This window comes from Nonomuraea sp. NPDC052265, from assembly GCF_044547985.1.
Classification (GTDB): domain Bacteria; phylum Actinomycetota; class Actinomycetes; order Streptosporangiales; family Streptosporangiaceae; genus Nonomuraea.
The window spans coordinates 15,809-35,464 of sequence record NZ_JBIUBJ010000022.1; the positions used below are offsets into that span (position 1 = coordinate 15,809).

Genomic DNA, 19,656 nt, shown 5'->3' on the forward strand with positions numbered 1-19,656 from the left:
GTGGCGGCTTCGTCCCCCGCGAGTCTTGCCATCGGTCTCATCGCCGCCACCGCCCTGCTCGTCCATCCGGCCGCCGCCTCGGCCGCGCCCAAGCCGTCCGAGGCCGAGCTGCGGGCCCAGCTCAAGCAGCTCAACGGCAAGGTGGACAAGCTCATCGAGACGTACAACCTCAAGCGGGTCGAGCTGGCCAAGGCCCAGCAGGCCGCCACCGCGGCACAGCAGCGGCTCACCACCGCCGAGCAGGCGGTGGCCACGGCCGAGCAGCGGGTCGCCGAGATCGCCCGGATGCGCTACCAGAGCGGCGACGCCTCCCTGCCGGGCTTCATGCTGACCCCGGACGGCAACGGCGCGGCCATGCTCGAACAGCTCACCGCCGAGCAGCAGGCGGTCGTCGACAGCGTGGCCAGGGCCCGCGACGACCAGAAGAAGGCCGCCGCGGCCGCCGCCGCGCTCGCGGCCGAGCTCAAGGCGGGCACGGCGGAGGTGGCCGAGCAGCGCGACGACGCCCAGGACGTCATCGACGACATCAAGAAGAAGCTCCAGGACCTCGTGCCGTTCGGTCCGGGCAAGAAGTCCGACGGGAGCTGGGCGCCCGAACTGCCGTCCGGCTCGGACAACATCACGCCGCGCACCCGGCTGATGCGCGCGCAGGTGCAGAAGAACTTCTCGCTGCCGTACGAGGTGGGCTGCTTCCGGTCCGGCTCCAGCGGCGAGCACCCGCTCGGCCGGGCCTGCGACTTCATGATGAGTACGGGGGGCACCATGCCGGGCGCCGCCAACAACGCCCTCGGCGACCGCCTGGCCGCCTGGGCGCTGAAGAACAAGGCCAAGCTCGGCGTCAAGTACGTGATCTGGAAGCAGCGCATCAACCAGGGCTCGGGCTGGCGCGCGATGTCCGACCGCGGCAGCGTCACCGAGAACCACTACGACCACGTGCACATCTCGATGAACTAGAAGCCGGTTCCGGGGTCCGCCGGACGGGACCTCGCGTCAGAGGTGAGCACGTCGCATCTGACGCGAGGAGGTGTTCAGGACGGAACCGGCTTCCTGCGCCCGTATTTCTGCGTTCGGGGTCAGTTCCGGAACCTGTCCGTCGCGGCGGTCAGCAAGTCGATCATCTCCAGACCGCCGTGCCCCTCCCCCACCACGTGCAGCTCACTCCCGGGCCAGGCCTGGTGCAGCTCCCAGGCCGTCTCCAGGGGCCCGCTGACATCGAACTTCCCGTGGATGAGCACCCCGGGCACCCCCGCCAGGCGCGCGGCGGCCTCCCGAACGAGGTCCCTCCCCCCAAGGAAGCACCCGTTCCCCCAGTAATGCGTCACCAGCCGAGCGAAGGTCATCCGAAACACCGGATCCTGAAATTTCGGACTTGGCTGGAACTGCGGGTCAAGGCTCACATGCGTGTCCTCCCACGCACACCACTCGATCGCCGCCCGCTCCCGCCGCTCAGGGTCGGCCAGCGCCTTCGCGTACCCCGCCGCCAGGTTCCCGCCCCGATCCTCCTCCGGCAGGAAGTCGCGGAACCGCGCCCACTCGTGGGGGAAGATCCGCCCGACGTCCCGCGTGATCCACTCGATCTCCCAGTCCCGCCCGGCCGTGACCGCGAACAGGATCACCTCGCTCACCCGCTCCGGATGCCGCTCGGCGTAGGCCAGCGACAGCGTCGACCCCCAGGACGCCCCCACGAGCTGCCACCGCTCGATCCCGAGATGCTCCCGCAGCCGCTCCATGTCGGCGACGAGGTGCGCCGTGGTGTTGACCGACAGGTCGGTTCCCGGTTCCCCGGCGTCAGGCGTGCTCTTCCCGCAGCCACGCTGATGGAAGACGACGATCCGGTACGCCTCGGGGTCGTGATACCGCCGCCACCCCGGCGACGCGCCCCCGCCCGGCCCGCCGTGCACGATCAGCGCCGGCTTGCCGTCCGGATTTCCGCTGACCTCCCAGTAGACGAGGTTTCCGTCACCCACGTCCAGCATGCCCTGCTCATGGGGCTCGATCGAAGAATACATAAGCGCTAATATATCTGCGTGATCCAGAGTCTCGGCACCCTGATGCGGGCCTTCCAGGAGCGCACCGACGGCGCGATCGCCCAGCTGTACGCCGACCTCGGGCTCCCCGACTATCGCCCCCGCTACTCACCCGTCGTCCGCGCCCTGGTCGAGACCGGCCCCATGACCATCCGCGACCTGGCCACCGCCATCGGCGTCACCCACTCCGCCGCCAGCCAGACCGTCACCCAGATGCGCCGCGCCGGCTTCCTCGACCTCCACCCGGGTCCCGCCGACGCCCGCCAACGCATCGTCCACCTCACCGGACGTTGCCGCGACGCGCTCCCCCTCATCGAGGCCGAATGGCAGGCCACCACCCTCGCCATCGCCACCCTGGACGCCGAACTCCCCATCCCCCTGGCCGACCTCCTCACCTCCGCCCTCCAGGCCCTCGAAGACCACCCCTTCCGCACCCGCCTCCTCGCGACCGCGCCGCTGGCCGCGTACCGCGATCAACGCAGTCCCGCGGACGGGAAGGGGCCCGTCATGTGAGACCGTTCTCACGCCAGGTCGAGCACCGCCTTGCCGTGCACGCGGCGTTCAAGGAGGGCGGTAACCGCCTCGGTGGCGTCGTCCCAGCCGCCGCGCCAGGTGATCTCGGGGCTCAGCGTACCGGCCGCGACCTGCCCGGCCAGCCAGGTCAGATCGCGGTGCAGGCCCTGGCAGTAGAGCAGGTGGAACGTCACGAGCGAGCGGTCATGGCGGTCGGCTCCGCCGAACAGCGCGCCGAACGGGAAGCTCTCTCCCTCGCCGGTGGAGTGGCCGACGGCGACCAGCGTGCCGCCCTCGCAGAGCTGGTCGAACGCCTCGACCAGCGGGACGCCGCCGAGCACGTCCAGGACGCCGTCGAGCCGTCCGCCGCTCTCGGCGGGGCCGGCGACGACCTCGTCCGCGCCGAGGGCGCGCAGCCCGTCGCCGTGCCGGTCCGGGTCGCCGGTGGCGGCGATCACGTACGCGCCGCCGAGCCGGGCGAGCTGCACGGCGTACCGGCCGACGCCGCCCGTCGCGCCGGTGACCAGGACACGCCGGCCCAGGATCGGCCCGAGGCGGTCGAGCGCGCGCAGCGCGGTGGCGCCGGCGACCGGGATCGTGCTGATCGCGCCGGGGTCCGCGCCCTGCGGCACCACCCCGATCGAGTCGGCCGGGACGGCCCGCAGCTCGGCCCAGCCGCCACCCGGGCCCAGCGTGACCACGGGCGTGCCCGCGGCGGGCCCCGAACCGTCGGCCGCGGCCTGGACGACGACCCCCGCGGCGTCCCATCCGAGCACCGTGCCCTCGGGCGCCTCCTGGAGGGCATGCCTGACCTCGCCGTAGTTGAGCGACGTGGCGGTGACGCGGACCAGCGCCTGGCCGGGCGCGGGCACCGGCTCGGGCGCCTGGCCCACCCTCAGGCCCCCGGGAACGGAACGGTCGACGATCAAAGCGCGCATGACGATGTCCTCCAAAGTGCCACTGAGGGGCATAAGCCTATAGGAGGCATGTGCGCTCCGGATACACTGGCGGACGATGACCGCCGACCCGCTGACGCTCCGCGAGCGCAAGAAGATCAAGACCAGGGCCGCCCTGGTGGACACCGCACTCGCGCTGTTCACCGAACGCGGCTTCGACCAGGTGACCCTCGACGAGCTGTGCGCGGAGGTCGAGGTCTCCAAGCGCACGTTCTTCCGGAACTTCGCCAGCAAGGAGGAGGTCGCCTCGGCCCCGCTGGAGGCCCTGTGGACCGGGCTCCTCGACGACGTCGAGCACGCGCCGCTCGGCGGCCGTCCCGTGCTGGAGGTGTTGCAGGAGGCGATGCTCGCGGCCGTGCGCCGGATGTCGGCGGACGGGCCGGATTGGGTGGCCCGCGTGCGGCTCAGTCAGGAGTTGTCGCAGCGTACGCCGTCCATCGCCGCGCACGGGCTGCAGTTCTGCGACCGCACCAGCGCGGCCTTCGAGACGACCCTGCGTACGCGGCTCGGCCTCGGCGACCGCGACCAGCGGCCCAGGCTGGCCCTCGACCTGCTGGTGGCGGCCTTCCACGCCGCCCTGCGCGGCTGGACCTCCGGCTCGCCCGAGCCCACGCTGGACGGCCTGCTCGCCGAGTTGCGTTCCGTGTTCGCCGCCGTGCCCGAGGCGGTGACGTTCACCGGCGACGGGCCGGGCAGCCGGGTCAGCCGAGCGTGAGCGGGTTGACCAGGTCGGCGTAGACCAGCAGACCGGCCATGATGATCAGCACGAACGCCATCGCGTACGTGAGCGGCAACACCTTGGCGATGTCGACGTGCCGGGGCTCGGGACGGCGCATGACCTTGGCGTAACCGCGCTTGATCCCCTCCCACAGGCCACCCGCGATGTGACCGCCGTCGAGGGGCAGCAGCGGGATCAGGTTGAACAGGCCGATCGCCAGGTTGAACCCGGCCAGCAGGCTGACGAAGGTGAACAGCTTGCTCTTGTTGGACATGTCGGAGGCCAGGATCTCGCCGCCGAGCCGGCCCGCGCCCACCACGCCGACCGGGCCCTCGGGGTCGCGCTTCTCGCCGGAGAAGGCGGCGTTCCAGACGCCGACCATCTTCTGCGGCAGGTTGACCATCGAGCCCACGACTCGGCCCGTCAGGTCGCCCATGTAGCCCGGCACCTGCCCGATGCTCTGCTGCTCGAAGACCTGGGAGGGCACGACGCCGAGGAACCCGACGCCCTTGTCGACCTTGCCCTCGTTTGTCAGGCTCGCCATGTCGCGGGCGATGAGGGTGACGTCGAGCGTCATCGGCCTGCCGTCGCGGACGATGCCGAGCTTGACCGGGCCGGCGCCGTGGCCGCGGATGAGGCGGGTGGCGTCCTGCCAGGTCGAGATCTTCTGGCCGTCGAGGGAGACCATGCGGTCGCCGACCTTGACGCCCGCCTTGGCGGCCGGGGTGCGCTCGTCGGTGGGCGCGCACGTCTTGCGCACCTCTGTGGTGGGGATCACGCACGTGTTGGTGTCGGCCGACACGATCGGGGCGGTCTTGGGCAGGCCGATGCCGACCAGCAGGATGCTGAAGAAGATGAAGGCGAGCACGAAGTTCATCGCCGGGCCGCCCGACATGATGATGATCTTCTGCCACCACTTCTTGCGGTAGAAGACGCGGTCCTCGTCGCCGGGCCGCACCTCCTCCATGGCGGCGTCGCGGGCGGTCTCGATCAGGCCCTGCCACGGCCCGGTCCCCGCGCTCCGCAGGGTGCCGGGGGCGTCGCCGGGACGCGGCGGCAGCATGCCGATCATGCGGATGTAGCCGCCGAGCGGGATCCACTTGATGCCGTACTCGGTCTCGCCCCTGCGGATGGACCAGGCGGTCGAGCCGAAGCCGACCATGTACTGGGTCACGCGCACGCCGAAGATCTTGGCCGGCACGAGATGGCCCACCTCGTGCAGGCCGACGGAGACCATCAACCCCACCAGGAAGAGAAGGATCCCGGCGACAAAGAGCCAGTTCATCTACGCGCGCTCCAGGCAGACAGACGGTCTCGACGTTCCCAGACTAGTCGAACTCACCACATCCCTCGGGCTTGTCCCCACTTTGGCGAATCAACGGACCACATTGACAGTAAGCGATCAGCCGATCACCCTGGGAGACGATGGAGGGGGACGTCTTGATCCGCATACTCATCGCCGAACACCTGCCCTTGGTGCGACGCGGTCTGCAGGCCACGCTCGAAGCCGAGCCCGACCTGCGGGTGGTCGCCGAGACGGGCTGCCCCGACGGCGTGCTGCCCGCCGCGCGGTCCAGCGCGCCCGACGTCGCGATCGTCGACCTCGACCTGCCGGGCCTGCCGGTCGCCACCCATCTGACCGAGCAGATCCCCCGTTGCTCGGTGCTGATCCTCTCCGCCCGGCCGAGCCCCGGCGAGGTGCGCAGGGCGTTCAACGGGAGCGTGCTGGGGTTCATGAGCCTGCGGGTGGCGCCCGAGCGGCTGGCCGAGGGGGTGCGCCAGGTCGCGGCGGGCGGCCGGGCGCTGGAGGCGGAGCTGGCGGTGGCCGCCCTGGAGTCGGCCGCCAACCCGCTCACCCGGCGGGAGCTCGACGTGCTGCGCATCGCGGCCGGCGGCGCGAGATCGACGGAGATCGCCGACCAGTTGTTCCTGTCGGTCGGCACCGTACGCAATCATCTGTCGCGGATCATGTGCAAGACGGGCGCCCGCAACCGGCTCGACGCCGTGCGCATCGCCAGCGACAGCGGCTGGCTGTGAGAGCGGTCTTCGCGAGACCGGACGAGGTGACGGGCCCGGTGGAGCCGCGCCGCTCCGCCGGGACCCGAACAGTCGAATGATCTCAGCCCGCCGAACCCGTTGCCAGTGACCGCCATCACGACCTGACCCATGTGAAACGTCACTACGGACGCCAGATCAACACCAGCGCGCAGTCGTCGTTGTGACCCGAGGACATCGCGTTGACCAGCGCCCTCGCACCGTCGCGGAAACCCGAGGGCAGCAGCCGCTCCGCCTCGCCGAGCAGCCGGTCGAGCCCGGCGTCGATGTCGCGCCCCGGCTGCTCGATCAGCCCGTCGGTGTAGAGCAGCAGCGCGTCGCCCTTGCGCAAGGTGCCGCTGTCGGGCTCGCAGTGGAGGTCGGGCACCACGCCGAGCACCACGCCCTTGGCCGAGGCGACCTGCCAGTTGCCGGTGCCCGAGTCGAGCTTCACGACCGGCGGATGGCCGGCCGAGGTGATCGTGTAGTCGCCGGTGGCGAGGTCGAGGCGGACGTGCACGGCCGTCACGAAGCCCTCGTCGCCGCGCTGCCGGTGGAGATAGGCGTTGCACGCGGGCAGGAAGTCGTCGACCGAGCCGAGCAGCCCGCCGAAGGTGCCCGACAACAGCAGCGCGCGGGTGCCGGCGTCGACGCCCTTGCCGGAGACGTCGACGAGGGCGATCTCCACGGAGTCGCCGTCGCGCATGGAGACCAGGAAGTCGCCGCCGAACGACGAGCCGCCGGCCTGCTTGAGCACCACCTTGGCGCCCCAGTCCTTGGGCAGCGGGGGCAGCTCACCCTGGCTCTTGAGCCGGTCGCGCAGCTCCAGCAGCATCGCGTCGCCGCGCAGCCCCTGCACGCCGAGCTTGCCCCTGGTACGGGCCATGAGCACGGCGAGCACGGTGGTGAACACGATCGTCACCGTGAGCCCCAGCCCCACCCGCGCCACCCCGATCGTGGCCGCGATGTAGGCCAGCGCGACGCCCACCGCCACCAGCAGCTTGACCAGGCTGCGCAGCCGCAGCTGCAGCCCGCCGATCAGGGTGACCAGGATGAGCAGCGACGGCGAGAACCACTCGGTGGACACCTTCGCCGCCAGCAGCCCGATGACGAGCGAGAGCACGGTCAGCGTGATGAGCAGGTTGCGGTCGCGGGCCAGCGGCCCTCTCCGGAGGAACCGGACGGCAGACACCAGGAACGGCACCCGCACCAGGACCGCGCGGACCCGTGGCGGAATCAGCGGCGCCGGACGGGAACTCATGATGCGTGTGACTGTATCGGTCTGACCCCTGTTTGGGCAGCCCACTTGACCAACGCCTTGATCATTAAGCACGGATATTGGGTGGCCGTCCCCCTTTGCCCCCTCCTACCGTGGACGGATGACCTATCCGATCCGTCCCATTGACGAATCCGAGTGGCCGGGCTTCTCCGGCGTGCTCGCAGAGGGGTTCGGCTGGACGCCGCATCCCACCCAGGACGAGCGGTTCAAGGCGGCCACGGAGTTCGACCGCACCCTGGTCGCCTTCGACGGCACGACCATGGCGGGCGTCACCTCCGCCTTCAGCTTCACGATGACGATCCCCGGCGGGCGCCAGATCCCCGTGGGCGGTGTCACCGCGGTCAGCGTGCTTCCCTCGCACCGCCGCCGCGGCGTGTTGTCCGCGCTGATGCGCCGGCAGCTCTCCGACATCCGCGACCGGGGTGAGTCGGTGGCCGCCCTCTACGCCTCCGAGTCGCTGATCTACGGCAGGTACGGGTACGGAAGGGCGGCCAGCGAGCTGTCGTACCGGATCGACAAGCACCGCTCGGCCTTCGTGCGGAACGCCCCCGCGGACCCGGCGCTCAGGATCAGGGTGGTCTCCCCCGCCGAGGCCAGGGCCGACTTCGAGAAGCTGTTCGCCGTGGTCGTGACCCGGCGTCCGGGACGGTACGAGCGCGACCGGCACATCTGGGACGGGATGCTGGCCGACGAGGAGCACGACAGGGACGGCTGGGGCTCGCTGCGCGCGGTGCTCGCCGAGGACGACGAGGGCGTGCGCGGGTACGCGCTGTTCCGTACCAAGTCCGCCTGGGACCCCAACGGCGTGGCCAACGGCGAGCTGCGGCTCATCGAGCTGGAGGCGACCGACCCGGCGGCCTACACCCTGCTGTGGCGCAACATGCTGGACCGCGACCTGATCACCAAGCTGGAGGCGTACGCCCGGCCGGTGGACGACGCCCTGGTCGCGCTGCTCGCCGACTCCCGGCAACTGCGCGCGACCTGGTCCGACGAGCTGTGGGTACGCCTGGTCGAGGTCGACAAGGCCCTGACCGCCCGCGCCTACGCGGCCCCCGTGGACCTGGTGATCGAGGTCGAGGACGACGTGTGCCCGTGGAACGCCGGCCGCTGGCGGTTCACCGCCGGCACCACCGGCGCGGAGTGCAAGCCGGTGGACGACGAGCCGGACCTGACGGTGCCGGTGTCCGCGCTCGGCTCTGCGTACATGGGGGACGGCCTGCTCGGCGCCCAGCTCGACGCGGGCCTGCTGGGCGAGCGCACGCCGGGCGCGGTGCGGGCGCTGGCCGCGGCCATGGCGTGGAGCCCCAAGCCGCTGGCCGGGCTGGTGTTCTGAGACACAGGACGTAGGCTCGGAACATGGCCCTGCAAAGTCTGCAGATCACCGCGACCATCGCCATGCGGGCCCGCGACGTGTCCAGGCCGTCGAAGGAGCAGCAGGAGGCCGCCGACCGGCGGCCCCTGCGCGACGAGATGCCGCGGCGCGAGGCCAGGCGCAAGACCTAGGGCAGCGAGGGCAGCTGGCCGATCGTCTCGTAGGTGGTCAGCTGCGCGATGCGCCTGCTGTGGCGCTCGCTGCCGGAGAAGGAGGTGGTCAGGAAGACCTCGACGAACCTGGTCGCCTCCTCGGTCGTGTGCATGCGCCCGCCGATGCTGACGACGTTCGCGTTGTTGTGCTCGCGGGCCAGGGAGGCGGTCTCCTCGCTCCAGGCCAGGGCCGCGCGGATGCCGCGCACCTTGTTGGCCGCGATCTGCTCGCCGTTGCCCGAGCCGCCGATCACCACCCCGAGGCTGCCGGGGTCGCCGGCGACGCCCTCGGCGGCGCGCAGGACGAACGCGGGATAGTCGTCCTCGGCGTCGTAGACGAAGGGACCGCAGTCGGTCACCTCGTGGCCGTGGTCCTTGAGCCAGGACACGAGGTGGTTCTTGAGCTCATAGCCGGCATGGTCGGCACCGATGTAGACACGCACCCGCCCAGTCTTCCACAGCCCCGCCGATCTCACTCGCTGGCTAGAGTAAGGACTCCTACCGTTCCCCAGTCCTTACGAAAGTGGAGACGCATGCGTGAGATCCGCGTCATCGGCGATCCGGTGCTGCGTACGCCCGCCGAGCCCGTCACCGACTTCGACCGCGAGCTGCGCCGCCTGATCGAGGAGATGTTCCAGGCGATGTACGCGGTCAACGGCGTGGGCCTGGCCGGTCCGCAGATCGGCGTGTCGCGCCGGCTGTTCGTCTATGACATCGCCGGGCGCAAGGGCCATGTCGTCAACCCCGTGCTCACCGTCGACGACGCCGAGGAGGTCTCCGACGAGGAGGGCTGCCTGTCGGTGCCCGACCGCCGCACCGGCACGCCGATCTACGCCCCCGTGGCGCGGGCCGCGGGCGTCACCGTCGAGGGGCTCGACCGGCTGCAGCGGCCGGTGCGCGTGAAGGCCCGCGGCTCGCTGGCGCGCTGCTTCCAGCACGAGACCCAGCACCTCGACGGCAAGCTGTACGTGGACCGCCTGCCGAAGGACGAGGCCCGCAGGATCATGCTCCGCGCGTAGGCGGCCTACAGCTGCAGCGACTTGATCTCCAGGTACTCCTCCAGGCCGAACTCGCCCAGCTCGCGGCCCACTCCCGACTGCTTGTAGCCGCCGAAGGGGGCCAGCGGGTTGAACTGGCCGCCGTTGACGACGACCTGACCGGTGCGCAGCCTGCGCGCGACGGCGACCGCGCGCTCCTGGCTGCCCGACCAGACCGCCCCGGCCAGGCCGTACCTGGTGTCGTTGGCGATCTCCACGGCCTGGGCCTCGCTCGTGTACGGGATCAGCGACAGCACGGGCCCGAAGATCTCCTCCTGCTCGATCGTCATGCCCGGCTCGACCGCGGCGAAGACCGTGGGCTCGACGTAGAAGCCGCGTTCGCGGGGGCGCTCGGTGCCGCCGGCGACGAGCCTGGCGCCCTCCTCCTGCCCTCGGTTGATGTAGCGGACCACCCGGTCGCGCTGGGCCGCCGACACCAGGGGCCCGACCCTGGTGGCCTCGTCGAAGGGGTCGCCGACGGTGTACTTGCGGGTCGCCTCGACGGCCAGGCGGACGGCGTCGTCGTACTGGTCGCGGTGGACGATCATCCGGGTCCAGGCCGAGCAGGTCTGGCCCGCGTTGATGAAGCAGTTGGCCACCCCGACCTTGACGGCCGTCGCGAGGTCGGCGTCGGGCAGGACGATGTTGGCCGACTTGCCGCCGAGCTCCAGCGCCACCCGCTTGACGGTCTCGGCGGCGAGCGCGGCGACCCGGCGGCCGGCCGCGGTGGAGCCGGTGAAAGAGACCATGTCCACCTCGGGATGGGCGGCCATGGCCTCGCCGACGACCGGGCCGCGCCCGCTGACCAGGTTGAACACCCCGGGCGGCAGGCCGACCTCGTCGAAGATCTCCGCCAGCGCGTACGCCGCGAGCGGCGCCACCTCGCTCGGCTTGAGCACCACCGTGCAGCCGGCGGCCAGCGCGGGGCCGACCTTGCAGATGATCTGGTGGAGCGGATAGTTCCAGGGCGTGATCGCCGCGACGACCCCGATCGGCTCCTTGAGCAGCAGGGAGTTGCCGATTCGGGACTCGCGCGGGTAGCTCTCGGCCATCTGCGCGTAGGAGGACAGGACGGCCGCGGGCATCAGCGTCTGGACCTTGAGCGCGAAGCCGAGCGGCGCCCCCATGTCGGTCGCGATCGTGCGGGCGACGCTCTCGGCGCGCTGCTTGAGCAGTTCGGCCGCGGCGCCGAGCAGCTTCCCGCGCTGCGTCGCCGACGTGTCGGACCAGGCGGGAAACGCCTCGCGCGCGGCCGACACCGCCGCCTCGACGTCGTCGGGGGTGCCCGCGGGCACCCGGTCGATGATCTCCTCCGTGGCCGGGTTGGCGACCTCGATGGACTCGTCTGACGTAGAGGCGTTCCAGGAACCGCCGATATACAGCTGGCGCATGGGGCCATCCTCGCGTGCACGTCGTGGACTGGCGAGAGCACGGATCGGGCAGAGGGGGATTCCTTATCCTCGGCGCGCCCGAGACCTACCGCCAGGGTAGGAGTCTTACCCCGGCGGCGGAAGACATATCTAGTCGAAGGTGGGCTGTCTAGTACGAGTCCGCTTCAGCTCGAAGAAGTCCTCGAACTCGGTGACGAGAAGAACGCCGTCCCACAGCCTGCCCGCGTCCTCGCCCTTCGGGATGGACGTGATGACCGGGCCGAAGAAGGCGTCGGCGCCGACGCGGATGACCGGGGTGCCGACGTCCTGGCCGACCAGGGTGATGCCCTCCTGGTGGGAGGCGCGTACGGCGTCGTCCCACTCGGTGGAGTGGGCGGCGGCGGCGAGGTCGCGGCTGAGGCCGATCGCCTCCAGGGAGTCCTCGACGATCTCGCCGAGGCGGCTGAGGTCCTTCATCCCGCGCTGGTTGTGCAGGCGGGTGCCGAGCTCGGTGTAGAGCGGGCCGACGACCTGATCGCCGTGCGCGGCCCGCGCGGCGGCGACCACGCGGACGGGTTCGATGGCCCTGACGATGGCCTCACGGTAGGAGTCGGGCACGTCCTTGCCCTCGTTGAGCACGTTGAGGCTCATGACGTGCCAGCGCGGCTCGATGTCGCGAACCTTCTCCACTTCGAGAAGCCATCGTGACGTCGCCCAGGCAAAAGGGCAGAAAGGATCGAACCACAGGTCCACGGGAATCTTCTCAGTCACGTGGGGCCATAACCTGAGGGTGTCGAGGTCCTATTCCCGGCGTGGCAGGATACCGACAAACTACAACGAAGTGGTGAAAAGGAGCGCAACTTGGCAGGCAACCTGACCCGGGACGAGGCTCGTGAGCGCGCCCGGCTGTTGAAGGTCGAGTCGTACGAGGTCGCACTCGACCTGACGGAGGGGGACGAGCGCTTCGAGAGCGTCACGAAGGTGCGCTTCACCAGCACCAGCCCGGGCGCCTCCACCTTCATCGACCTTCACGGCGCCAACGTGCGCAAGGTCACCCTCAACGGCGCCGACCTCGACGTCTCCTCCTACGACGCCGAGAAGGGCCGCTTCCCGCTCCCCTCGCTGGCCGAGTCCAACGAGCTGCTGGTCGACGCCGACTGCAGCTACATGCGCACGGGCGAGGGTCTCCACCGCTTCGTGGACCCGGTCGACCAGAAGGTCTACCTGCACAGCCAGTTCGAGACGGCCGACGCGCACCGCATGTACGCCTGTTTCGACCAGCCCGACCTCAAGGCCGTCTTCCAGCTCACCGTGCTGGCCCCGGCCGACTGGGAGGTCGTCTCCAACGGCGCCGCGGCCAAGGTCGAGGACCTGCAGGGGCGGTCCGGCCGCCACGGCGGCGTCCAGGCGGCCAGGCGGTGGGAGTTCGAGCCCACGCCGGTGATCTCGACGTACATCACCGCGCTGGTGGCCGGCCCGTACTTCAAGGTCACCTCGGAGCACGACGGCATCCCGCTCGGCCTCTACTGCCGCGCCTCGCTCGGGGAGCACCTCGACGCCGACAACCTCTTCGAGGTCACCAGGCAGGGCTTCGACTTCTTCCACCGCGTGTTCGGCGTGCGCTACCCGTTCACCAAGTACGACCAGCTCTTCGTGCCCGAGTTCAACGCCGGCGCGATGGAGAACGCGGGTTGCGTGACGTTCCTGGAGGACTACGTCTTCCGGTCCCGCGTCACCGACGCGGTCGTCGAGCGGCGCGCCGAGACGATCCTGCACGAGATGGCCCACATGTGGTTCGGCGACCTGGTCACCATGCGCTGGTGGGACGACCTGTGGCTGAACGAGTCCTTCGCCACGTACGTGTCCGTGCTGGCCCAGGCCGAGGCCACCCGGTGGGGCAACGGCGCGTGGACCACGTTCGCGAACGTGGAGAAGTCCTGGGCCTACCGCCAGGACCAGCTTCCCTCCACCCACCCGATCGCCGCCGACATCCCCGACATGCAGGCGGTCGAGGTCAACTTCGACGGCATCACGTACGCCAAGGGCGCCTCGGTGCTCAAGCAGCTCGTCGCCTACGTCGGCCTGGACAACTTCCTGGCCGGGGTGCGCGACTACTTCGCCGAGCACGCCTGGGGCAACACCGAGCTGAAGGACCTGCTCGCCGCCCTGGAGCGCACCTCGGGCCGCGACCTGTCGTCGTGGTCGAAGGAGTGGCTGGAGACCGCGTGGGTCAACACGCTGCGTCCCTCCTTCGAGGTGTCCGACGGCCGCTTCACCTCCTTCGAGGTGCTGCAGGAGGCCCCGGCCGACTACCCGACGCTGCGCTCGCACCGCATCGCGGTCGGCCTGTACTCGCTGACCGACGGCGTGCTCACCCGGACCAAGCGGGTCGAGCTCGACGTGGTGGGCGCCCGTACGAGCGTGGCCGAGCTGGTCGGCGCCGAGCAGCCCGACCTGGTGCTGCTCAACGACGACGACCTGACCTACGCCAAGGTCAGGCTGGACGAGCGTTCCCTGCGCACGCTCGTCCAGGGCGGCATCGCTGCCATCACCGAGTCGCTTCCGCGCGCCCTGTGCTGGTCGGCGGCCTGGGACATGACCCGCGACGGCGAGATGTCCACGCGCGACTACGTCAAGCTGGTCATCTCCGGCGCGGGCACGGTCTCCGACATCACGGTCCTGCAGGCGGTGCTGCGCCAGGCGCGCCAGTCCGTCCAGCAGTACGCCGACCCGGCCTGGCAGTCCGAGGGCCGGGCGCTGCTGGCCGCCGAGCTGCGCTCGCTGCTCGGCTCGGCCGCGCCCGGCTCCGACCACCAGCTCGCCTTCCTCCAGGCGTTCGCCCCGGTGGCGGTCTCCGACGCCGACCTCGACCTGGTGCAGGCCATCCTCGACGGCACCGGCGTGCCCGAGGGGCTGACCGTCGACGCCGACCTGCGCTGGACGCTGGTGACCGCGCTGGTCTCCGGCGGCCGGCTGGGCGAGGCCGACATCGAGGCCGAGCTGGAGCGCGACCCTACGGCGACGGGTGAGCGGTCGGCGGCGCTGTGCCGGGCCGCGATCCCGACGGCCGAGGCCAAGGCGGCGGCCTGGGAGCGGATCGTGGGCGGCGAGCTGGCCAACCACATCGCCCGCAGCACCATCGCCGGCTTCCAGGACCCGCACCACGCCGAGCTGCTGGAGCCGTACCGGGAGAAGTACTTCGCCGAGGCCGGGCGCGTCTACCAGGAGTGGACGTTCGAGAAGGCCTCGACGTTCGCGGTGGGCTGCTTCCCCTCGCTGCTCATCGAGCCGGCCACGGTCCAGGCCGCCCAGGACTTCCTGGCCGCCGAGCAGCCGCCGCAGGCCCTGCGCAGGCTGATCCTGGAGGGCGCCGACGGCGTCAGCCGCGCTCTGCGCAACCGCGAGACCGACGCCGCGTCGGCCTGATCCACCCGGGTCCCCGCCACGCCCGGCGGGGACCCGGCTTCGCGGTGCGCCGAATACGGCCTGAGCATGGAGACCGGGTGTTAGCCTCAAGTACGTGCTAGGCGCCGGTACCACGCTCAACGACCGCTACGTGCTGGCCGACCGCCTCGGCGGCGGCGGCATGGGCGAGGTCTGGCGTGCCGACGACCTGGTGCTGGGCCGGGCCGTCGCGGTCAAGGTGATGATGCCCGCCCTGTCGGAGAACCCCACCTTCACCCAGCGCTTCCAGAACGAGGCCAGGGCCATGGCCACGCTCCGGCACCGCGGCGTGGTCGGCGTCTACGACTACGGCGTCCACGAGGCCGACGGGCGCCGGGTCAGCTACCTGGTGATGGAATACGTCCGAGGCGAGTCGCTCGACCGGGTCCTGCGGCGCGGCCCGCTCGGCGCGCAGGAGGCCATGCGCCTGGTCGCCGAGGTGGGTGACGCGCTGGCCGCGGCCCACGCCCAGGGCATCGTCCACCGCGACGTCAAGCCGGCCAACCTCATGGTCCGCCCCGACGGGCAGGTCGCGCTGACCGACTTCGGGGTCGCCCACTCCGGTTCGGCCGGTCACCTCACGGCCACGGGCACCATGCTCGGCTCGGCCGCCTACTGCGCGCCGGAGATGGCCGCGGGCAACGAGGTCACCCCCGCGGTCGACGTCTACGCGCTGGGCGTGGTGGCCTACGAGTGCCTGACCGGGCGGCTGCCGTACCAGGGGGACACCCCTGTGCAGATCATCTTCAAGCATCTCAACGCGCCCGTCCCCGAGCCGCCCGCCGACCTGCCGGCGGCCGTGCGCCAGGTGGTGACGCGGGCGCTGCAGAAGGACCCGGCGCAGCGCTGGCCGTCGGCCTCCGACATGGCTCGGGCGGCCCGCGCCTCGGTCAGCGGCGCGGCCCTGCCGGTCACCACGTCCTCGGTCACCGCTGCCACGACGACCGGTCCCCAGACGGGCTTTCACGCGGGCCTCCAGCCGACGGGCGTCATGCCCGCGGCCGACACCGGCTCGCCCTTCACCATGCCCTCGGCCCCGGCCGGCGGCAGGTCCCGCAGGCGGCGCACGCTGACGGCCCTGGTCACCATGGCCGCCGCCGTCGTGGTCTCGGCCGCGATCGCCGGGGCGGTGTGGCTGCGTCCGGCAGAGCCCTCGACCACGGGCGAGGTGCTGCCGCCCGCCGACGAGACCACGCAGTCCCACAGCCCGAGCAGCCCGGAGCACACCACCAGGCAACCCGCGCCGCCGACCAAGGCCGCGCCGAGCGCCAGGCCGAGCGGCACCGCCAGCGCGACGCCCGGCCCTACCGTGGCTCCCACCACCCCGAGCGCCACACCCTCCACCTCGCCGAAGCCCACGCCGACCGCGACCACCGCCGAGCCCGAGCCGTCGCAGGAGCCCAGCCAGCCCGGTCCCGAGGAACCCACGGACGAGCCGACGGTCACCAGCCCGCCGGAAGACGTCCAGTGCGTGCGCGCCCCGTGTCCGTGACCGCTCGAAGATCGTGAGAAAGTCATCGCGTGGATTCGACTCGTGAGCTGCTGATCGCCCTAGCCCGCCGGTACGCCTTCGCCGATCTGGGTGCGCTCGCCCCCACGGCCGAGATCTCTGACGTGTGCGAGTTCGGGCAGCGGCTGCTCTCGCTCGACGCCGAGGACTTCGCGGCCGAGGCCAGGTCCGTGCCGGCCGATCTGCGCCGCCTCGCCCGGGCCTGCCACATGCCGCAGACGCCGCGGGAGCAGCCGCGCGGGGCCCTGGAGTCGCTCAAGCCCGCCTACGGTCTCCTGCTTGAGGTGATCGCCGTCCGCTGGCACCGGCGCGAGCTGAGCCCCATGATCGCGGCCGTGCACATCGCCAGCGAATACCTGCCCCTGCTGGCGTTCGAGCCGCAGCTCGGGCACGCCGGCGACCCGGCCCGCTGGCCCGCCGGCCTGAGCGCGCCCGGGAGCAGGTTCGGCGTGATCGGCGACCGCGAGTGCGACCACACCAAGTCCGAGCAGTCGGCCACCAACCGCACGCTGCGGGTGTCGGTCGAGCCCGGCGAGGGCTGGCGGGCCTACTTCGACCGGCAGCACAGCCAGCTCGCGGGCGCGCTCGCGGTGTGCGTCGCGACCTGCCGCAACCCGTGCACGGCCATGGACTGGATCGAGCCCGAGCCGCGCGCCGACCTCCAGGTGCGCGCTCGTACGGCGCTGACCTTCGCCGAGACGCCGCTCGTCCGGCTGCGGCACGCCGCGCCCGTCGGGCACGGGTTCGGGGTGCCGTCGCCGGAGGAGGTGCTCGACGCCTGGGAGCGCAGCCGGACGGCGCTGGACAAGAACGCGGTGGGTGCCGCCGCCGTCAAGGACGACGGTTTCCCGCTGCCGGGGCTGCCCGCGCTGTTCTCGGCCGTGGCCGGGGCGCCGATCGAGCCGTCCGGCCTGCTCCGCGGCGTCAGCGACCACGTCGTCAGCCTGCTGCAACGCGCCTGAGCCCGGAGCACCGGCGCGGCCGGGGCCAGAGGGCGTGGGTCAGCGGCGGGTCGCGGCCTGTTCCCCGAGGGCGGCGATGCCGTACAGCAGGCCGCCGGCCAGGTCGCCGGCGCTGAAGGCGGTGGCCATCGACAGGGCGGTGAGCCGGCAGGCGCCGTCGCTCAGCCGCCGCCTGGCGTTCGGGCCCGTCACGATCTCCAGGGCGCGCCCGGCCGGATCGACGAACACCAGCACGGCATCGGCGGACTCGGCGCCCAGGGCGGCGTGCAGCCGCTCGGCGAAGTGCCGCCGGGCACCGACCGGCTCGCCCAGGAACACGCAGAAGCGCAGCCCGCTGCGCCGCTCGGCGCCCTGCACGGCCTTGCGGAGATCGTCCGCCTGGGCCGCCGTCAGTGCCCGCGTCAGTGCCCACGTCACTGGCCGCACCGCCCGGTCACCAGCCCGCCGAAGCGCCGCCGAGGCGCCCGTCCGGCTCCGCGGTAGCGGCCGAGGCCACCCAGTCGTGCTCGGGCGCCTGCGCCCAGGGCGCGGGGCCGTCGGCGAGCACCAGCCCCGACGTGCTCAAGCCGTGCTCGCTCCCGGACGGCCCGCCCAGCCACACCGGCCCCGGCTCCGCCGCCCGGGACGAGCCGTGCCCCGGCACCATGACCAGCAGGCTGATCAGGACGAACAGCCCCAAGGACACCCCGATGACAAAGAGCAGACTTTCCGCCGCGCTGTTCACACGACGAACGTAATCCTCAGCCGGGTGCTCGGCCAGACCCGTGCCGGGGCCTCCTACCAGACGGCCGGCCGCCGGTCGCCCCAGAAGCCGCCCCTGGCCGCCTCGACCTGGGCCGACAGCGAGATCAGGGTGCCCTCGCCGCCGATCCGCCCGGCCAGCATGACGCCGATCGGCAGGCCGTCGGCGCTCCAGTGCAGCGGCAGGTTCACCGCGGGCTGGCCGCTGACGTTGTAGATGGCCGGGAAGGCGGCGAAGCGCTTCATGCGCTCGAACGTCTCCTCGACGTCGTCCACGTCCTCGAACCAGCCGACCGGCCTGGGCGGCTGGGTGAGGGTCGGGGTGAGCACCGCGTCGTAGGCGTTCGTGATCGTGAGCGCGCCCCGGGTGGCGAGCTGGAGGGCGGCCTGGGCCTGGAGGAACGCGGGGGCGGGGGTGGCCAGGCCGCGCTCGCGCAGCCACCGGGTGAGCGGCCTGAGCAGGTGCCTCTGGTCGTCGGCGACCGGGTGCATGCAGGCGAAGGTGTACCAGAGGGTGACGAACTGCGGCACGAGGTCCGCGCCGAACGGCCTGGGGATCTCGACGACCTCGTGCCCGAGGCCGGCGAGGGTCTGGGCGGCGCCCTCGTACGCGGCCAGCACCTCGGGATCGACCTCGGTCCCCGGCACGACGGGATCGGCGTAGCGGGCGATGCGCAGCCGTCCGGGGTCGCGGCCGGCGCAGGCGAGGAACGTGCCCTCGTGGCGGGGCGCGAGGTAGAGGTCGCCGGGCTCGTTGTGCGCCATCACGTCGAGCAGGGCCGCCGCGTCGGCCACCGTACGGGCGATCGGGCCGTTCGTGGACATGCCCGCCAGGTCGGGGATGATCGGGGCGAAGCTGATCCGGCCACGGGTGGGCTTGATGCCGTACAGGCCGCACGCCGAGGCCGGGATACGGATCGAGCCCGCGCCGTCGCTGCCCTGGGCGGCCGGAGCCAGCCCGGCGGCCACGGCGGCGGCCGCTCCCCCGCTGGACCCGCCGGCCGACGTGCCGAGGTCCCAGGCCGAGCGGGCGGGCGGCGAGACGTCGGTCTCGGTGTAGCAGGGCAACCCGAACTCGGGGGTGGCGGTCTTGCCCAGGATGACCGTGCCGGCCTGGCGCAGCCGCGTCACGACCGTGTCGTCCACCGGCGCGACGAACCCCCGGTAGGCCGCCGAGCCGAACGTGATCGGCACGTCCTTGACCAGATTGAGGTCCTTGACCGGGATCGGCACCCCGGCCAGCGGCCCGTCCGGCAGCTCCTTCTCCAGGCGGCGGGCCTGGTCGAGGGCCTGTTCGGCGGTCACGGTGACGTATGCGCCGACCTGTGGATCGATCCGCTCGATCCGGTCAAGGTAATGCCTGGTCAGCTCGACCGGTGAGACGTCACGGTCGCGGACCGCCTGAGCCTGCTCAAGCGCGGAAAGCTCATGAAGTTCTCGCACGATCGGCACACTAGGCATCTCTAGAGAAGAACGTAAGACATACCCCGAAAACATGAGTGGAACACGATGAGCTGGGCCATAAAACTATGGACAGGTCA

General features: G+C 71.6%; 20 protein-coding genes. 10 read left to right on the forward strand and 10 right to left on the reverse strand.

Annotation, left to right across the window (positions count from 1 at the left end):
* The gene (locus ACIHAD_RS40075) at positions 1-954 is read left to right on the forward strand and encodes a coiled-coil domain-containing protein (protein ID WP_397360011.1); all 954 of its coding nucleotides are present in this window, start codon (positions 1-3) and stop codon (positions 952-954) included.
* 119 nt (positions 955-1,073) lie between these two features.
* Here the strand turns inward: ACIHAD_RS40075 and pip are convergent, their stop codons facing one another.
* Positions 1,074-2,009, reverse strand: coding sequence for a prolyl aminopeptidase (gene pip / locus ACIHAD_RS40080; RefSeq protein WP_397360012.1), 936 nt, complete (start codon positions 2,007-2,009; stop codon positions 1,074-1,076).
* 18 nt (positions 2,010-2,027) lie between these two features.
* On the opposite strand from pip, the gene ACIHAD_RS40085 reads away from it, so the two are divergent.
* The gene (locus ACIHAD_RS40085) at positions 2,028-2,540 is read left to right on the forward strand and encodes a MarR family winged helix-turn-helix transcriptional regulator (protein WP_397360013.1); all 513 of its coding nucleotides are present in this window, start codon (positions 2,028-2,030) and stop codon (positions 2,538-2,540) included.
* A gap of 8 nt (positions 2,541-2,548) precedes the next feature.
* Here the strand turns inward: ACIHAD_RS40085 and ACIHAD_RS40090 are convergent, their stop codons facing one another.
* The gene (locus ACIHAD_RS40090; RefSeq protein ID WP_397360014.1) at positions 2,549-3,478 is read right to left on the reverse strand and encodes a zinc-binding dehydrogenase; all 930 of its coding nucleotides are present in this window, start codon (positions 3,476-3,478) and stop codon (positions 2,549-2,551) included.
* Between the two features lie 76 nt (positions 3,479-3,554).
* Here ACIHAD_RS40090 and ACIHAD_RS40095 point away from each other — a divergent pair, with 76 nt between their 5' ends.
* Positions 3,555-4,211, forward strand: coding sequence for a TetR/AcrR family transcriptional regulator (locus ACIHAD_RS40095; protein WP_397360015.1), 657 nt, complete (start codon positions 3,555-3,557; stop codon positions 4,209-4,211).
* Here ACIHAD_RS40095 and ACIHAD_RS40100 read toward each other — a convergent pair.
* Positions 4,198-5,499: a M50 family metallopeptidase gene (locus tag ACIHAD_RS40100; protein WP_397360017.1), complete on the reverse strand. Its 1,302-nt coding sequence runs from the start codon at positions 5,497-5,499 to the stop codon at positions 4,198-4,200. The genes ACIHAD_RS40095 and ACIHAD_RS40100 overlap by 14 nt on opposite strands.
* A 155-nt stretch (positions 5,500-5,654) precedes the next feature.
* On the opposite strand from ACIHAD_RS40100, the gene ACIHAD_RS40105 reads away from it, so the two are divergent.
* Positions 5,655-6,251 (forward strand): response regulator transcription factor, encoded by a 597-nt coding sequence (locus tag ACIHAD_RS40105; RefSeq protein WP_397360018.1) that lies wholly within the window; start codon positions 5,655-5,657, stop codon positions 6,249-6,251.
* Positions 6,252-6,393: 142 nt separating this feature from the next.
* Here ACIHAD_RS40105 and ACIHAD_RS40110 read toward each other — a convergent pair whose 3' ends face one another.
* Entirely contained in the window at positions 6,394-7,509 is a 1,116-nt protein-coding gene (locus ACIHAD_RS40110; protein WP_397360019.1) for a PP2C family protein-serine/threonine phosphatase, read from the reverse strand.
* A 118-nt stretch (positions 7,510-7,627) separates the two neighbouring features.
* Here ACIHAD_RS40110 and ACIHAD_RS40115 point away from each other — a divergent pair, with 118 nt between their 5' ends.
* Both ACIHAD_RS40115 and ACIHAD_RS40120 read left to right on the forward strand, forming a co-directional pair.
* Positions 7,628-8,860 (forward strand): GNAT family N-acetyltransferase, encoded by a 1,233-nt coding sequence (locus ACIHAD_RS40115; protein ID WP_397360020.1) that lies wholly within the window; start codon positions 7,628-7,630, stop codon positions 8,858-8,860.
* Positions 8,861-8,883: 23 nt separating this feature from the next.
* The gene (locus ACIHAD_RS40120) at positions 8,884-9,030 is read left to right on the forward strand and encodes a hypothetical protein (protein WP_352323622.1); all 147 of its coding nucleotides are present in this window, start codon (positions 8,884-8,886) and stop codon (positions 9,028-9,030) included.
* On the opposite strand, the gene ACIHAD_RS40125 is transcribed toward ACIHAD_RS40120, so the two are convergent.
* Entirely contained in the window at positions 9,027-9,494 is a 468-nt protein-coding gene (locus tag ACIHAD_RS40125; protein WP_397360022.1) for a ribose-5-phosphate isomerase, read from the reverse strand. The genes ACIHAD_RS40120 and ACIHAD_RS40125 overlap by 4 nt on opposite strands.
* Before the next feature lie 90 nt (positions 9,495-9,584).
* On the opposite strand from ACIHAD_RS40125, the gene def reads away from it, so the two are divergent.
* A complete protein-coding gene (def, locus tag ACIHAD_RS40130) occupies positions 9,585-10,070 on the forward strand; it encodes a peptide deformylase (RefSeq protein ID WP_397360024.1) in 486 nt (161 codons plus the stop codon).
* Between the two features lie 5 nt (positions 10,071-10,075).
* On the opposite strand, the gene ACIHAD_RS40135 is transcribed toward def, so the two are convergent.
* Both ACIHAD_RS40135 and ACIHAD_RS40140 read right to left on the reverse strand, forming a co-directional pair.
* Positions 10,076-11,479 carry an aldehyde dehydrogenase family protein gene (locus tag ACIHAD_RS40135; protein WP_397360026.1) on the reverse strand — a complete coding sequence of 468 codons (1,404 nt, stop codon included), beginning with the start codon at positions 11,477-11,479 and terminating at the stop codon, positions 10,076-10,078.
* Between the two features lie 129 nt (positions 11,480-11,608).
* Positions 11,609-12,229, reverse strand: coding sequence for a disulfide bond formation protein DsbA (locus ACIHAD_RS40140; protein ID WP_397360027.1), 621 nt, complete (start codon positions 12,227-12,229; stop codon positions 11,609-11,611).
* Between the two features lie 90 nt (positions 12,230-12,319).
* Here ACIHAD_RS40140 and pepN point away from each other — a divergent pair, with 90 nt between their 5' ends.
* From pepN to ACIHAD_RS40155, 3 genes are all read left to right on the forward strand, one after another.
* Positions 12,320-14,884, forward strand: coding sequence for an aminopeptidase N (gene pepN / locus ACIHAD_RS40145; protein WP_397360028.1), 2,565 nt, complete (start codon positions 12,320-12,322; stop codon positions 14,882-14,884).
* Between the two features lie 94 nt (positions 14,885-14,978).
* Complete coding sequence (locus ACIHAD_RS40150; protein ID WP_397360029.1) at positions 14,979-16,394, forward strand: protein kinase; 1,416 nt, start codon at positions 14,979-14,981, stop codon at positions 16,392-16,394.
* Positions 16,395-16,423: 29 nt separating this feature from the next.
* A complete protein-coding gene (locus ACIHAD_RS40155; protein ID WP_397360030.1) occupies positions 16,424-17,374 on the forward strand; it encodes a hypothetical protein in 951 nt (316 codons plus the stop codon).
* Between the two features lie 39 nt (positions 17,375-17,413).
* Here the strand turns inward: ACIHAD_RS40155 and ACIHAD_RS40160 are convergent, their stop codons facing one another.
* The 3 genes from ACIHAD_RS40160 to ACIHAD_RS40170 are packed head-to-tail and all read right to left on the reverse strand — an operon-like array spanning position 17,414 to position 19,558.
* Positions 17,414-17,791: a DUF5130 family protein gene (locus ACIHAD_RS40160; RefSeq protein ID WP_397360031.1), complete on the reverse strand. Its 378-nt coding sequence runs from the start codon at positions 17,789-17,791 to the stop codon at positions 17,414-17,416.
* A gap of 16 nt (positions 17,792-17,807) precedes the next feature.
* A complete protein-coding gene (locus tag ACIHAD_RS40165) occupies positions 17,808-18,098 on the reverse strand; it encodes a hypothetical protein (RefSeq protein ID WP_397360032.1) in 291 nt (96 codons plus the stop codon).
* Between the two features lie 53 nt (positions 18,099-18,151).
* Positions 18,152-19,558 carry an amidase gene (locus ACIHAD_RS40170; protein WP_397360033.1) on the reverse strand — a complete coding sequence of 469 codons (1,407 nt, stop codon included), beginning with the start codon at positions 19,556-19,558 and terminating at the stop codon, positions 18,152-18,154.
* Positions 19,559-19,656 lie beyond the last annotated feature (98 nt).